This window comes from Clostridioides sp. LIBA-7602 (assembly GCF_056688945.1).
Window position 1 is genome coordinate 1,990,579 of record NZ_CP196991.1, and the last position, 16,482, is coordinate 2,007,060.

General features: G+C 28.0%; 14 protein-coding genes and 1 riboswitch. All 14 genes read left to right on the forward strand.

The window, feature by feature from the left end:
- Positions 1 to 20: 20 nt before the first annotated feature.
- The 14 genes from ACTG45_RS09495 (at position 21) to ACTG45_RS09560 (ending at position 16,479) form a co-directional block, all read left to right on the forward strand.
- On the forward strand, positions 21 to 398 hold the full coding sequence (locus ACTG45_RS09495; protein WP_021384626.1) for a BlaI/MecI/CopY family transcriptional regulator: 378 nt from the start codon (positions 21 to 23) through the stop codon (positions 396 to 398).
- 1,609 nt (positions 399 to 2,007) lie between these two features.
- Positions 2,008 to 2,349: a LytTR family DNA-binding domain-containing protein gene (locus ACTG45_RS09500; protein WP_021384618.1), complete on the forward strand. Its 342-nt coding sequence runs from the start codon at positions 2,008 to 2,010 to the stop codon at positions 2,347 to 2,349.
- A gap of 146 nt (positions 2,350 to 2,495) precedes the next feature.
- Positions 2,496 to 2,909, forward strand: a complete 414-nt coding sequence (locus tag ACTG45_RS09505) for a DUF1653 domain-containing protein (protein ID WP_479920221.1) — start codon at positions 2,496 to 2,498, stop codon at positions 2,907 to 2,909.
- 197 nt (positions 2,910 to 3,106) lie between these two features.
- The gene (locus tag ACTG45_RS09510; protein ID WP_479920222.1) at positions 3,107 to 3,748 is read left to right on the forward strand and encodes a histidine phosphatase family protein; all 642 of its coding nucleotides are present in this window, start codon (positions 3,107 to 3,109) and stop codon (positions 3,746 to 3,748) included.
- A 23-nt stretch (positions 3,749 to 3,771) separates the two neighbouring features.
- The gene (locus tag ACTG45_RS09515) at positions 3,772 to 5,025 is read left to right on the forward strand and encodes a BaiN/RdsA family NAD(P)/FAD-dependent oxidoreductase (protein WP_479920223.1); all 1,254 of its coding nucleotides are present in this window, start codon (positions 3,772 to 3,774) and stop codon (positions 5,023 to 5,025) included.
- Between the two features lie 48 nt (positions 5,026 to 5,073).
- Entirely contained in the window at positions 5,074 to 5,724 is a 651-nt protein-coding gene (cmk, locus tag ACTG45_RS09520; protein ID WP_021384609.1) for a (d)CMP kinase, read from the forward strand.
- A 48-nt stretch (positions 5,725 to 5,772) separates the two neighbouring features.
- A complete protein-coding gene (locus tag ACTG45_RS09525) occupies positions 5,773 to 6,369 on the forward strand; it encodes a lysophospholipid acyltransferase family protein (RefSeq protein ID WP_021384627.1) in 597 nt (198 codons plus the stop codon).
- Positions 6,370 to 6,381: 12 nt separating this feature from the next.
- Positions 6,382 to 7,221: a 4-hydroxy-3-methylbut-2-enyl diphosphate reductase gene (locus ACTG45_RS09530; RefSeq protein ID WP_021384615.1), complete on the forward strand. Its 840-nt coding sequence runs from the start codon at positions 6,382 to 6,384 to the stop codon at positions 7,219 to 7,221.
- Between the two features lie 247 nt (positions 7,222 to 7,468).
- Positions 7,469 to 8,614 carry a putative manganese transporter gene (locus ACTG45_RS09535; protein WP_479918699.1) on the forward strand — a complete coding sequence of 382 codons (1,146 nt, stop codon included), beginning with the start codon at positions 7,469 to 7,471 and terminating at the stop codon, positions 8,612 to 8,614.
- A gap of 374 nt (positions 8,615 to 8,988) precedes the next feature.
- A complete protein-coding gene (gene ade / locus ACTG45_RS09540; protein ID WP_479920224.1) occupies positions 8,989 to 10,686 on the forward strand; it encodes an adenine deaminase in 1,698 nt (565 codons plus the stop codon).
- A gap of 262 nt (positions 10,687 to 10,948) precedes the next feature.
- Positions 10,949 to 11,413, forward strand: coding sequence for a thioredoxin-dependent thiol peroxidase (gene bcp, locus ACTG45_RS09545; RefSeq protein WP_021384605.1), 465 nt, complete (start codon positions 10,949 to 10,951; stop codon positions 11,411 to 11,413).
- Between the two features lie 9 nt (positions 11,414 to 11,422).
- Positions 11,423 to 12,166: a peroxide stress protein YaaA gene (gene yaaA / locus ACTG45_RS09550; protein WP_479920225.1), complete on the forward strand. Its 744-nt coding sequence runs from the start codon at positions 11,423 to 11,425 to the stop codon at positions 12,164 to 12,166.
- Positions 12,167 to 12,292: 126 nt separating this feature from the next.
- Positions 12,293 to 14,950 (forward strand): cation-translocating P-type ATPase, encoded by a 2,658-nt coding sequence (locus tag ACTG45_RS09555; RefSeq protein ID WP_479920226.1) that lies wholly within the window; start codon positions 12,293 to 12,295, stop codon positions 14,948 to 14,950.
- A gap of 53 nt (positions 14,951 to 15,003) precedes the next feature.
- Positions 15,004 to 15,106, forward strand: a riboswitch (SAM riboswitch).
- Positions 15,107 to 15,213: 107 nt separating this feature from the next.
- Complete coding sequence (locus ACTG45_RS09560; protein ID WP_021384635.1) at positions 15,214 to 16,479, forward strand: O-acetylhomoserine aminocarboxypropyltransferase/cysteine synthase family protein; 1,266 nt, start codon at positions 15,214 to 15,216, stop codon at positions 16,477 to 16,479.
- Positions 16,480 to 16,482: the final 3 nt, after the last annotated feature.

The window sequence follows — 16,482 nt, forward strand, 5'->3', positions numbered from 1 at the left end:
TATGAGAGGGGCGTTAGGCTATGACAATTTCAAAAATACCACAAGCAGAATTAAAAGTTATGAAGTTTATTTGGGAAAAAAATGATACTGTAACATCAAAAGAAACTATTGAAGCTATGGAACAAAAATATGGATGGAAACAAACAACTACATTGACACTTTTATCAAGACTTGTTAAAAAACATTTTTTAAATGCAGAAAAAATAGATAGATATACTCATTATACAATAGTTGTTGGACATAAAGAGTATTTAAGTGTTGAGACAAAAGATTTTTTAAGTAACATACATGATAATTCTTTACAGAGTCTGATTTCAGCACTACATGATGATGAAGTCATTGACAAAGATGCATTAGATTTATTTGAAAGTCATTTTAAAGATTTAGAAGAGGAGTAATTAGATAAGCTAAAGCTCTAAACTTTCAATTAATAGATGTCTGAAAAAATCCATAAATGGTATTATTTAATCAGTTACTCACTATTCATAAAGTAATATTAAGTAGGTTCTAATTTAGTAAAATACCTAAAATAATTGGAATAGGGAGTATCAAGTTAAATGATACCACTTATCTTAGTAAATAAAAATTTTTAACATTTAAAATAGTTTTATAACATATCAATATTCCTTAATCTAAATCATTATTTCTATTCAACCATATTAAAAATATACGTGATTATTTTTAATTGTTTCAACCATAAATTTGTTTTTGCTATTATAGATGAAGTAAAAGTAAAAAAAATTTTATATATTTTAAAATTATCATTAAATATATAGTTGATACTTCATAGGTATTTAAAAAAATTATTAAAAAAATTAGCTAATTATATCAAATTTAATTGTATGTTTATGCTATAATTAGTATGTATTTTTTATTATATTATTTTATAAAAAAAATATAATTTAATCATCTTTGAGGATATTATTATGTTAGATACGCTTATAACAATTGTCTCTTCTATTGTAGAAATATGGGCATGCAAAAAAGTTTTTGATTACACAAGTCAAGCAAAAGCTAATTTTAAAAAATTAAATATATCTTTCTTGTTTTCTATTTTTCTTATTATTTCTTCTTTCTATATAAATGTTGGGGCGGATAGTAGAATATGGATATGTATACTTATAACTATTGTTTTTTATAAATCTAATTACAAAGTCAATATATATAAATGTCTGGTAATTTCATTTTTTTATTGGTTGGTATTGATAGGTATAAATGCATTAAGTATGCTATTAGTAATGTCAGTAAATAATTTGGATAATATGAACATTTTACTTAGTGGAAATTTATATAGGAATGAGGCCATATTTTTAGGAAAATTAATTTTAGCTATATTGCTTTATATTTATAAAATTTCTCGTAAAAATTTTAAAATCAGTAAAAAAGAAATATACATATGTATTCCTATTATAGCAAATTTATTGTCATTTTTTATACTCTATGATTATATCATCAATCTTGTTAAAATTTCTCCAGAGAAAAGAATTGCTTTTTTAGCAATAGTTTTCTTATTAATATTATCTAATATTTCAATATTTGTATTAATACGTATAATACTTAAGATTAAAGAGAAAAAAATAATATAAATTGTTAGGTATAAAAGGAGATAGCAAATATGTTTAGTTGCTATCTTCTAACAAAATTCATTTTATCTAAAAAATCACTTGTAAATAGACATGTCATATAAATAAATTAAGCTACCCCTTCAAATATAATTTCTAACAAAATTCATTTAAATAAAAAGTTAATAATTACTTCTTTATGTATAATTTTACATAGACTTATAGAAAAGTTATTTTATTAAAGACATATATAAATATATATATGAATATAATCTAAAAAAGTATTTTTAACTTTAAAAAATAATGTGAAAAAGTAAACAGATACTACAGTATCAAAAGTAATACTTTAAATATCTTAAATGAATCAATCTTACATATATTTCCGATAGATTATATTGATAAAAAACACTAAAATTAAATTAATAAAGTACTTGGAGGGATGACAATGAAAGATGAAAATTTTATTAATATTGAATACGAAGATAAACGTTTTTCAATTAATATCAAAGAGATACTATACATAGAAAAGCAAGAATATGAATCAAAGATTTACACAGAAAGTGGCACTTACGAAGTTGGAGAAAATGCTCCTAGTATAAGAAAATTAATGAAAGAAGAAAATTTTTTCAAATGTAGTAATAGTTATATTGTAAATTTAGACAAGTGTGAATTTTATCTTAGCAATAATTGTATTTTTGTAAATAATAATTTTATAAGAGTTTTGGGTTCAGAAAGAAAGAAGAAGTTAAAAAAGAAATTAGAAAAATTATATAATTATGAAGATTAATCTTGAGAGGCTGTATTTTATACGGCCTCTTTATTTATTGTATTATTAATAAATTTGAAGTTATGATAAAATATAAAACAAGTAACTTATTTAAATATAAAATGCTTTTTAAGAGAAAGGAAAGAGATATGGGAGATTATAATAAAATGTTTGAATCAAAAAATTACTTAGATATAAATAAAAGAAAATTAAAATATCCTTGTATCTATAAACATTTTAAAGGAAAGTATTATGCTACAATGGGACTTAGTAAAGCCGTTGATAATAGCAATATAGAAAACATATGCAAACTATACAGTAGAGAAGATTTAATTAAAAATAAATATAAGTTAGTTATTAGACATACTGAAAGAGAAGGCGATATATATGTATATATAGATTTAGATGGGAAGTTTTATCATAAAGAAGAAGAAGACAAGAATGATTTAGTTCTATATAAGACTTTATACGATGATACAGGTATATTTGCAAGACCATTAGATATGTTTTTATCAAAAGTAGATACAGATAAATATTTTAATCCAATTCAGAAATACAGATTTGAAGAATTTTATAAGTAATGTATGAAATTTTTATAGATGTATAAAAATCTTGTTATAGGACAATAACTCGTGTAAATATAAATAATAGTTATTGAAAATAATATACTAGATTAAATTATAAAATGGAAACAAAGTAAAGTATTCTATGATATAATTAAGTTTTGAGAAGTAACAATTTATATTTAATAAAAATAGGCATATATTTAGGAGGGCATATGGGAAATACTTTTTATATAGTAAGACATGGACAAACAGATTGGAATCTTTTAGGAAAAACACAAGGTCATGGCAATTCAGACCTTACTCCTCAAGGGGTAGAACAGGCAAAGGAACTATCTGAAGATATAGGCAAATATTCGATTGATTATATTTTTAGTAGTGACTTAGGGCGAGCAATGCAAACGGCTCAAATTTTAGGTGATAAACTTGGCCTTGAAGTTCAAAAAACTGAAGCTCTTAGAGAAATGGGTTTTGGCGTTTGGGAAGGTCTTTTAATAAAAGAAATTCAAAAAGACTATTCAGATATATATTCAACATGGAGAAATGAACCACACTTAGTAAATATACCAGAAGGAGAAACTCTTAAACTTATAAAAGATAGAGTAGATGCCTTTATAAAAGAATTAAATGCAAAATATGATAATAAAAATATAATTCTTGTTACTCATTCAATTACATTAAGAGTTATGTTATTGTCATTTTTAGAGTCAGGAATGGAAAACATATATAGAATTAAACAAGATAATACTGCTTTAAATATAGTAGAATTTAAAGATTATGGTCCTGTTATAATAAAAATGAATGATACAAGCCATATAAAAAATCATGTAAAGATAAATAATTCTGCATTAGAGTAGGAATCAATTATAAGGAGAAATTTATGAGCAAAGTTATAGTAGTTGGTGGGGGTGCTTCTGGAATGATGGCAGCTTTATCAGCTTCGAAAAATAATAATGAAGTGATATTAATTGAGAGAAATGGAGAATTAGGAAGAAAACTAAGAGCAACTGGTGGAGGTAGATGTAATTTTACCAATAACAGGGAAATAGAAGATTTTTTTGATAAAGTTGTAAACAATAAGAAATTTCTCTATAGTAGTTTCTATTCATTTACAAATAAAGACCTTATCTCATATTTTGAAAGTAAAAATTTAGAATATAAGATTGAAGAAGAAAATGACCATAAAGTATATACTAAAAATGATAAATCTATAGAAGTAATAGAAGTATTAAATAAAGATTTAATCAACCACAATGTTAAGATAATGTATAACAAAAAAGTTATAGACATTATAACTGAAGAAACCAATGCAAAAGATGATTCTAACAAGGATAAGTTAAAGTATATAATAAAAGGAGTCATTTTAGATAATGGAGACAAGATATTTGGAGATAAGGTCATTATATCTACTGGAGGAGTAAGTTATTCTAAAACGGGTTCAGATGGCTCAATGTACAAGATTCTTCAAAATCATGGACATACATTAAATAGACTATATCCAGCTTTAGTTCCACTTACAATAGAAGAAAAATGGATTAAAAATTTACAAGGAATATCTATGAAGAGTGTAGAAATATCTTGTAAGATTAAGAAAAAGAAAATCTCAAAAATAGGAGATATGTTATTTGCACATTTTGGAATAACAGGACCCTGTGTGCTTATAATGTCCTCTTATATTAATAAGATTATTGAAAAAGAAAAGGTAGAATTAAATATAGATTTTTTACCAAATTTAAATGCTGATGAAATCTCTAGTAGAATCAGAGAATTCCCAAATAAAAATATCATAAATAATCTTAAACAAATACTACCTCAAAATTTCTTAAAGGAAATTCTTGCTTTGTTATCTTTGAATGATAAAAAAGCAAGTGATTTATCTAAGGTAGATGAAATTAAAATTATTGAGTATATAAAAAATATGAAGCTGACTTGTAATGGAACCACAGGCATAAACACTGGTATGGTTACTTCTGGTGGCATCTCAGTTAAAGAAATTAACTCTTCCACTATGGAGTCTAAATTAATTAAGAATTTATTTTTTACAGGTGAGGTAATTGATATAGATGCAGAAACTGGTGGATACAATTTACAAATAGCTTTTTCAACTGGATATCTTTCGGGTATTAGTGTATAAGGGTAGTTTTTAATTAATAATTAAATATGAATAAATAGAGGTGTATATATGGGTAATTTAGTTATAGCTGTAGATGGTCCAGCAGGGGCTGGGAAAAGTACAATAGCTAAGATAGTAGCAAAAAAGCTAGATATAAATTATATAGATACAGGTGCTATGTATAGAGCAGTTACTTATAAGTGTTTAAAAAGTAATATTGATGTCAATAATGAGGAAGAAGTTATTAAAATAGCTAAAAATTCTGATATAGATTTTAAGAATAATAATATATACTTGGATAAAGAAGTTATAAATGAAGAAATAAGAACAATAGAAGTAAGTAATAATGTTTCTGCTGTAGCCAAGATAAAAGAAGTAAGACAGTTAATGGTTGAAGTTCAACGAAGAATAGGAACAAAAAGTTCAGTAATATTAGATGGTAGAGATATAGGTTCATATGTTTTCCCAAATGCAGATTATAAGTTCTTTTTAGTAGCTACTCCAGAAGAAAGAGGAAGTAGACGTTATAAAGAACTTTGTAATAAGGGATATAATACTACTTTAAAGGAAGTAATTGAAGATATAATAAAACGAGATGAAATTGATTCAAATAGAGAATTTGCTCCATTAGTGAAAGCTAATGATGCACTAGAAATAGATACTACAGGGAAAACCATAGAAGAGGTTGTAGATGAAGTTGTCTCTAAAATAAATCTTTAGTTTGATGTATCGTGATAAAATATAATGTAGTATTGAAGGGAGATAAACGTGAACTTTTATAGATTTGCAATAACTATTTTTAAAGGTTTTTCTAAACTGTTTTTTAAGTATGAAGTTATAGGTGCTGAGAATATCCCAGATAGAGGAAATATAGTAGTAGCCTCAAATCATAAGTCTAATCTTGACCCTGTATTTTTAGCTGCTGCTATAGAAAATAGAGAAATAGCTGCAATTGCAAAGAAAGAATTATTTAAGATTAAGCCATTAGGATTTATATTAAAAAAATTGCATGTTATGCCTATAAATAGAGAAAAACCAGATGTATCTACAATAAAAACTATTTTAAGGTCTATTAGAGATGGTTATATACTAGGTATATTTCCAGAAGGGACTAGAATTAAAGGCGATTCTTTTGGTAAAGCTAAAGCAGGTCTTTCTGTATTTACAATAAAGAGTAAGTCTAAAGTTGTTCCAGTATCAATAATATCTAAATATAAACTATTTAGTAAAGTAATTGTATATATTGGAGAACCGATATCGTTTGAAGAACATTTTAAAGAAAAATTGAGTAATGATGACCATGAAAGAATATCACAAGAGATTTTAGAAGTAATAAAACAAAATTACTTTAAATATTCAAAATAAGGGGGGAAACTTGTGAATGTAAAAATAGCAAAAAATGCTGGCTTTTGTTTTGGAGTTAAAAGAGCAATGAAAATGGCGTGGGATGAAGTAGAAAAGAATGCTTCTGGCATATATGCTTTAGGACCTCTTATTCATAATAAACAAGCAGTAGCAAAGTATGAAGAAAAAGGTCTTAAGACTGTAGATGAAATTGATATAATACCAAATTATGAAAATATGATAATAAGGTCTCATGGAGTTCCTGAGAAGATATATAAAGAGGCAAAAGATAAAAAATTAAAAATAGTAGATACTACATGTCCATTTGTAAAGAAAATACATACAGTAGTAAGTGAGTATCATAATAAAGGTTATGAAATAATAGTTATTGGGGATATGAAACATCCAGAAGTCATAGGAATAAATGGATGGTGTGAAAATTCAGCAATAATAATAAAGACTGTAGAACAGATGGAAAATATGGAATTGGATAGTTCAAAAAAATATTGTCTTGTTGCACAGACTACAATAAATCCAGATTTATATTCAAGTATAGTTGCTAAACTATCAGATAAACTAGAAGAAATAGTGTTTAATGATACAATTTGTTCAGCTACAAAAACAAGACAAGAATCAGCCAAAGAGTTGGCTAGAGAAGTCGATTGTATGGTAGTTATAGGAGGAAAACATAGCTCTAATACTCAAAAATTAGTAAAAGTTTGTGAAGATTTAGTTCCAACTTTTGCAATAGAAACTAAGGATGAATTGGATGTAGATATGCTTAAAGAATATAAGACTTTAGGTATTACAGCAGGAGCATCTACACCTAATTGGATAATAGAAGAAGTTGTAACATTCATTGAAAATTTATAAATTTAGTAGATAATACAACAGCTGGATATTGTTATAATATAGAACTTATTTATCACATGTGATTTCATATTACATGTGGTAAATAGATAGGCTAATATCAAAAAGTGTGTATCTTAATATGTGAGAAACTAATAATATAAGATGCGCACTTTTTAATATTAGGAATATAAAAGATAAATTGATATTGATTATCAATAACAAATGAAATATAATATAATTATTGTAAAATTAGTAAGGAGGTAAATTAATGGGAATGTTAATATCTGCTTCTGAAGAAGCATTTTTACATGTGGGCTCTATGATTGGGTTTTTTATTTTGTTATTTGGATATATTAACTATAGAACTAGTGGAAATTTTACTAATATCATATCAAAAAACAGAAAACTGCAACCTTTGATAGGAGCTTTAATTGGAGCTATACCAGGCTGTGGGGGAAGTTTAGCAATAATGCCATTATACATAAATGGGAAGTTGAGCTTTGGTGCAATAATTGCAAGTTTAATAGCGAGTATGGGAGATGCTGCATTTGTACTTATCTCGGCAAATATTAAAATGTATTTTTTTGTTACAATAGTTAGTACTATTACAGGAATAATAACTGGTCAGTTAGTAGATTATTTTAAACTTGAAGAAAAATTAGGCCTAAAAAAACGAAGAGAATTGGATAAACACAGTATAAATAAAACTAGCTCTAAAGAAGAACATAATCATGATGAAATAATCTTGGACAATCTTGCTAAATCTCATGGGAATACAAATAGACTTGCATTTATAATAACACATGGGAAAGGATATAAAATTTATATAGGAATTATATTAATAGGCTTTATATTTATGTCGCTTGCTCACTCTGGTCTCAATCTTCCTATAATTGAGAAGCTACACTCATTAGAAGAATTGGTAGCAGTTATTGGAATATTATTTTCAATAATTTATATGTGGTGTTTTAAAAAGGTATTTAAAAATTCCAACCAAAAAGAAGAAGAAAATAAAAAGATTTCTCTAAGGGAAATGCTTATACATTCTGTTGGTGAAATATCATTTGTAATTACATGGATTTTTATTGCATATCTTATTTATGATTTGATAATATTAATTTTAGGTGGAGATGAATACTTAGTTAAGTTAGTATTATCAACAGGTGTAATAAGTGTATTCATAGGTGCAGGTCTTGGGCTTATTCCAGGCTGTGGTATACAAATTGTACTTATGTCATTCTATTTGAAGGGAACTATACCACTTGGTGCTGTGATAGCTAACTCTATCTCTCAAGATGGAGATGCACTTTTCCCGCTTCTAGCAATGGATAAAAAATCGTCTTTATGGGCTATGATTATTACCACCATACCAGCAATACTTGTAGGTATGATAGTTTATGTATTTTTAGGATAAAGATAGTTATATACAAATAACGATAAGGGGCTGTCTCAAAATAGAGATAAGCCTCTTTTTTATTGTTGAAATGATAAAAATATATTTGATTTCATACAAAAAAGAGAGCCTCGTGAACTAAAAAGTTCATTTGAGACACCTCCTTAATAATGAGTCAATATATAGGAAAAATTTAATACAACTGAACTATTAATGAGAACATGAGGAATAATATTATTCCTCATGTTCTCTCTGTTTAAGTAAATGAATAATGGAACAAATTTCAAGTGATACTTTTCATTAAAATTCATATATAATATATATTAATAAATAAAGCTATAATATATAATACGACAAAGTATATTGATATAAAAAACTTAAGAGGAGTTGTAAAAATGAGTACTTTAAAGAGACAGTGTGATGTAGCAAGTGGAAGAGATAAAGCTGACATTGTACTTAAAAATGGAATAATCATAAATGTATTTACAGAAGAACTGATAGTAGGAGACGTGGCAATAGTGGAAGATACTATTGTTGGTATTGGCGATTACAAGGGGAATGTAGAAATTGATTGTAGTGGTAAGTATATATCACCTGGCTTTATTGATGCACATATGCATATTGAATCTACAATGGTAATGCCAATTGAATTATCAAAAAAATTATTAAAATCAGGTACGACAACTATCATAGCTGACCCACATGAGTTGGTTAATGTAAAGGGAGCAAGTGCAATAGATTTTTTATTAGAATCGACAAAAGATATACCACTTAATGTATATATTATGATGCCTTCATCTGTACCTGCCACAAGATTTGAAACTAATGGAATAGGTAAATTTAGTGCAAAAAACATGGAGAAGTACATAAACAATCCTAGAATTTTAGGCTTAGGAGAGGTAATGTGCTTTAATGATGTTATAGATTCTGAAAAAGAAATCTTAGAAAAACTAGAACTTTTTAAAAGTAAAATTGTAGATGGACATGCTCCAAATATAAGTGGAAAATCACTTCAGACATATGTGTGTGCAGGAATAGAAAATGACCACGAATGTATAACTTTTGATGAAGTATATGAAAAATTGAGAGCAGGTCTAAAGATTTTAATAAGAGAAGGTAGTGCAGCGAAGAACTTGAAATCTATAGTAAATGGATTGTTAAAGCATAACTTGCCAATTGAAGAATTTATGTTTTGTACAGATGATAAGCATTTAGATGATATAGAAAAACAAGGTCATATAAGATGGAATATAAAATGTGCAATTGATTTAGGAATGGAACCTATCAAAGCCATAAAGATTGCAACATATAATTCAGCAAAAGTATATGGGCTAAAAAAGATTGGAGCAATAGGAGCTGGTTATAAGGCTGATATTGTTGTGCTGAATAACTTAAATGAAATGGAGGTAGATACTGTCTATAAAGATGGTAAGCTAGTAACTAAAGAAATATTCTCTAATTATAATTATGAAATTAAAGACAAAGAGTTACTTAATACAGTTAAATTTAAAGATATCAGCAAAGAGAAAATACAGCTAAAATCAAATACAAAAAATTATGTAATGGAAATTGTACCTTATCAAATTTTGACAAATAAATTATATGAATCTATACCAAATGTAGATGGATATTTTGTTCCAAATGAAGATTATTCAAAGCTTTGTGTTGTTGAGAGACATAGAATGACTGGAAACATATCAATTGCTCCACTAAAAGGATTTGGTATAAAAAATGGAGCAATAGCTACTACTGTGGCTCATGATTCTCATAATATAATAGTTGCAGGGGATAATGATGAAGATATAATAGTTGCAATAAATTATTTAAAAGATATTCAAGGTGGTTATGTAATTGTATCAAATGGAAAAGTTCTTGCACACTTAAGTCTTCAAGTAGCAGGACTAATTAGTACTCTTCAGGCTGAAGAAGTGCAAGAAACGACTGATAATATGTTGGAGATAGCAAGAAGTATGGGAGTTCCAAAATATGTAGACCCTTTTATTACACTTTCTTTTATGGCACTTCCTGTTGTTCCACAAATAAGACTTACTGATTTGGGTTTGTTTGATGTTGAAGAATTTAAATTTATATAGACTATGAAAATGGTAGTAAATTGACAGTATTTAATATATATTAAATACTGTCAATTTTAATTAATGGATTAGTTAATCTGATTTTAAGTTTAAATACTTTAATTGAGATATTTATGGTATATTTTTAGAATATAAATATTATGAAAATTATATATTGATGAAACTTTATATATAAAAAATAAAAAATTTTATTTATGTACAGATATATAGGGTAATAATATATAATATAAAATTATCAATAAAAACAAAAGGAGAGATATTTATGTTGAGTATAGGAACAAAAGCGCCAGAATTTACATTAGAGGATAAAGATGGAAATAAAGTGAGTATGTCTGATTTTAAGGGAAAAAAAGTAGTAGTATATTTTTATCCTAAAGACAATACACCAGGTTGTACACGTCAAGCTTGTGCTTTTAGAAATGCATATGATGGATTTAAAAAGGATGATGTACAAGTTATTGGTATAAGTAAAGATAGTATAAAATCACATCAAAAATTTGCAGAAAAACATGAACTTCCATTTATTTTACTTTCTGACCCTGATTTAGTTGCTATTAAAGCATTTGATGTATGGAAAGAGAAAAAAATGTATGGAAAAACTGCATTGGGAGTTGTGCGTGCAACTTATATCATAGATGAAAATGGAATTATTGAAAAAGTCTTTGAGAAAGCAAAACCAGATACAAATGCACAAGAAATTCTTGAATATTTGGAAAAACAGGAGTAATAAGAATTTATGATTATAATGTTATCACCAGCTAAAAATATGAAGCATATAGAAGCCTTTGATAGAGATTTGAGTTTACCCTGTTTTATAGATAACACAAAAGAAATAGTGGAAAATATAAAGGCATTTAGCATAGAAGATTTTAAAAACAGAATGAAAATCAATGAAAAATTAGCTATATTAAATAAAAATAGATTTGAGAATATTAAGTTTGATACACTTGGAAGCCCTGCAATCTTAACTTATGATGGAATTCAATATAAAAATATAGAGGCAGATAGTTTTACAAAACAAGATGAAGAGTTCGCAGACAATTGTATTCGAATCATAAGTGGATTGTATGGGGTTATAAAACCGTATGACAGTATATATGAGTATAGATTAGAAATGCAGACAAAATTACAGGTACATGAATTTAAGAATTTGTATGAATATTGGGGAAATAGCATATATGAACAATTAATCAAAGAAAAAAGGGCTATCGTTAATTTGACATCAAATGAATACAGTAAATCCATAGAAAAATTTATTAAAGATAGTGATACATACATTACATGTACTTTTAAAGTAAGTAAAAATGGTAAATTAAAAGTTGAATCTACACAAGCAAAGAAAGCTAGAGGGATGATGGTAAAGTATATTGTAAAAAACAGAGTAAGAGATACTGAAGAACTCAAAAAATTTAATTTAGGAGGATATAAGTATCAAGAAAATTTATCTGATAATGGTGAGTACATATTTGTAAAAGAGTAGACTTTTATTAAGCATTGATAAGTATTGTTAAATTTAGGTAAAATATACTTATTGTGTATTGAATTGAACTTGATTTTAAAATATAATTATTCTTAAATCAAAAAAAGAAAGGAGTGATCTTCCAAAATGGAAAATCACAAACAGATGCCTTGGCATTCAAGAGCAACTCATGAAATTTTAGAAAGTCTAGATTCATCAGAGGAGGGGCTCACCGATACCGAGGCGGAAAAACGGATTAAAGAGAATGGTTTAAATGAACTGAGAAAAAAACCACCTAGAACAACTTTACAAATGCTTTGGAGTCAAATTACAGATGCTATGGTTTTAATACTAATAGGAGCAGCCATATTATCCTTGATATTTGGAGAATTTACAGAAGCTTTTGTAATACTAATAATTGTAACAGTAAATGCAGTTATTGGAATTGTTCAAGAAAAAAAGGCAGAGTCATCATTAGAAGCATTAAAAAATATGAATTCACCTATAGCTCGTGTTATGCGTGAGGGTGAAGAAAGTGTTATTCCAGCAAGTAATCTTGTAGTAGGAGACATTGTTTTTTTAGAGGATGGAGCGATGGTCCCAGCAGACCTTCGTTTGATAGAAACATCGAGTTTAAAAATTCAAGAAGCTTCATTAACAGGAGAATCTGTTCCATCAGAAAAAGATTCAGATACAATCTTATCTGAAGAATGTGTATTAGGAGACCGTAGCAATATGGCTTATACATCCTCAATCGTCACATATGGTAGAGGTGTAGGTGTTGTAGTTGCAACTGGTATGGATACAGAAGTGGGTAACATAGCACATCTTTTAGATTCACAAGATGATTTTGATACTCCTATAAAACGTAAACTTAATACTGTTGGAAAGACATTAAGTGTCATAGGTATTATTGTATGCGTTGTTATATTTGCAATAGGTGCATTTTATCAGAGACCTCTCTTGCCAATGTTTATGATTGCAATTTCCCTTGCCATATCAATTATTCCAGAGGGATTACCTGCAACAGCTACTATTGTAATGGCTTTAGGCGTACAACGTATGGCTAAAAGAAATGCTTTAATTAGAAAATTACCTGCTGTTGAAACATTAGGAGGAGCTACAGTAATATGTTGCGATAAAACTGGTACATTAACTTTAAATAAGATGACTGTTACACATATTGCTGTAAATGGAGATTTTGAGTCTGGAAAAATTACATCAATAGACACTGCATCTAAAAAACATCCACTAGTATATAAAGAAATTGTTTATGCTGGTGCACTTTGTAATGATGCGTGTATTAATCCAGATAAAACAGATGAAATATTAGGTGACCCAACAGAGGGTGCATTAATTTTTATGGCCAACAAATTTGGAATAGATCAAGAAGCTCTTGAAGAAGAATATCCACGTGTATTTGAACAGCCTTTTGATTCTGATAGAAAATGTATGACAACTGTTCATAATATAGATGGAAAGATTACTGCTTATACTAAAGGTGCAGTAGATGAAATTCTTGACTTATGTACTAAAATATTAACATCAAAAGGTGAAAGAAATATTACTGAAGTGGATAAAAAGAATATACACGAATTATGTCTTACTATGTCTAAAGATGCATTGCGTGTACTTGGTTTTGCGAAGCGTGAGATTTCATCTATACCAAAAGAAGATAATGAAAACATAGAATATGATTTGACATTTATAGGTATGGTTGGTATGATTGACCCTCCAAGAACTGAGGTAATTGATGCAGTAAATACTTGTAAAGAAGCAGGTATAAGAACCATAATGATAACAGGTGACCATAAAGTTACTGCCACAACAATAGCTCATGAATTAGGAATATGGAATGAAGGAAATACTGTTATATCTGGTGATGAACTTGATAATTTAAGTGATGATGAACTAGATGAAGCTGTTAAAAAAGCTACAGTATTTGCACGTGTGTCCCCATTTGATAAACTTAGAATTATACAATCTCTAAAAAGAATTGGAGAAGTACCAGCAATGACTGGAGATGGAGTAAACGATTCTCCTGCCTTAAAATCTGCTGATATTGGTATAGCTATGGGTATAAGTGGTACAGACGTTGCAAAAAATTCTTCTGATATGATTTTAATGGATGATAGCTTTACAACGATTGCTTATGCAATAAAAGAAGGTAGACGTGTATATAGAAATATACAGAAAGTTATACAATTCTTACTTGTTGGTAATATAGCAGAGATACTTACATTGTTTGTTGCAATATTATTAAATTGGGATACTCCACTTCTAGCAGTTCATATTTTGTGGGTAAACCTTGCAACTGCTACACTTCCAGCCCTTGCGCTTGGAGTTGACCCACCAAGTAGAAATATAATGAAGCACCAACCAGTAAAATCAACTACCTTATTTGAAAAGAACCTTATACAAAGAGTAGCTACTCAAGGTATATTTGTGGCAATAATGACTATTTTAGCATATAAAATTGGTCTTAATATAGAAAATCATGCTGTAGGTCAAACAATGGCATTTTGTGTATTAGCATTTTCACAAATGTTAAGAGCTTTTAGCCAACGTTCAAATACAGATTCCATGTTTAACAAAAATAATGGTAAGAATCCATTTCTTTTAATTTCATTTTTAACTTCTGCGTTACTAATAGCAGTAATACTATTTGTACCTGTTTTTAGAAATGCATTCAATTTAACTATTTTAAATGGTTCAGAATGGCTTATAACAATTAGTTTAGCCATAATGTCTGTAGTTCAAGTAGAGGTTGGAAAATTTATTAAAAGAAAATTTTTAAAAAAATAGTTGACAAAATTAGGAAAAATATATAAGATATAAAACATAGAAAAATTAAATAAATCTTATCCAGAGAGGTGGAGGGACTGGCCCTATGAAACCCGGCAACCAGTATATTTATATACATTGGTGCTAAATCCTGCGGCGAAAGCTGAGAGATGAGTATAATTAAGCTTATACAGAGCCTGAGTTATATACTCAGGCTTTATTTATTTTAAATCTCATCTGATAAATAGTTTAATTTTTTACTAAAATCTAAGGGGGATACAAAAATGTATAATAAAGAGACAATATGTGTGCAAGGAAATTACAAACCAGGAAATGGAGAACCAAGAGTTTTACCTTTATATCAAAGTACAACTTTTAAATATAGTAGTATAGACCAACTTGCTGAACTATTTGACTTAAAAGTTGATGGACATATATATTCAAGAATAAGCAATCCTACTATTCAAGCTTTTGAAGAAAAGATAAGTCTACTAGAAGGAGGAGTATCTTCTGTGGCTGTGTCATCAGGTCAATCTGCAAATATGTTAGCAGTTTTAAATATATGTAAATCAGGAGATAGTATACTTTGTTCTTCAAAAGTATATGGAGGAACATTCAATTTATTAGGACCTAGTCTTAAAAAATTTGGAATAGATTTGATATCATTTGACTTAGACTCAAGTGAGGATGAAATAGTAGCACTTGCAAATGAAAACACTAAAGTTGTGTTTGCAGAAACACTTGCAAATCCAACTCTTGAAGTTATAGATTTTGAAAAAATAGCAAATGTAGCTAAGAGAGTGAATGTTCCATTTATAGTCGATAATTCACTAGCATCACCAGTGCTTTGTAATCCTCTAAAATATGGAGCAAACATAGTTACTCATTCTACTACAAAGTATTTAGATGGCCATGCTTCAAGTGTTGGAGGAATTATAGTAGATGGAGGAAACTTTAACTGGGATAATGGGAAGTTTCCAGAGTTGGTTGAACCAGACCCAACATATCATGGAATAAGTTATACTCAAAAATTTGGAAATGCTGCATATGCAACTAAGGCACGAGTTCAACTACTTAGAGATTATGGAAATTGTTTAAGTCCATTTAATGCATATCTTACTAATTTAAATGTTGAAACACTTCACCTTAGAATGGAGAGACATAGTGAAAATGCACTTAAAATAGCCAAATTTTTAGAAAAACACGAAAATGTAGATTGGATTAACTATCCAGGACTTGAAGATAACAAGTATTATGAGAATGCGAAAAAATATCTATCAAAAGGATGTAGTGGAGTTTTATCATTTGGAGTAAGAGGTGGGCTAGAAAATGCCAAGAAATTTGTGGAGAAATTACAGATAGCATCTTTAGTTACACATGTTTCAGATGTAAGAACATGCGTTATACATCCAGCTTCAACTACTCATAGACAATTAACAGAAGAACAATTGATTGCATCTGGAGTATTACCTTCACTAATAAGATTATCCGTTGGAATAGAAAATGTAGAGGATTTAATAGCTGATTTAAATCAAGCTTTAAATTTCTAAGAG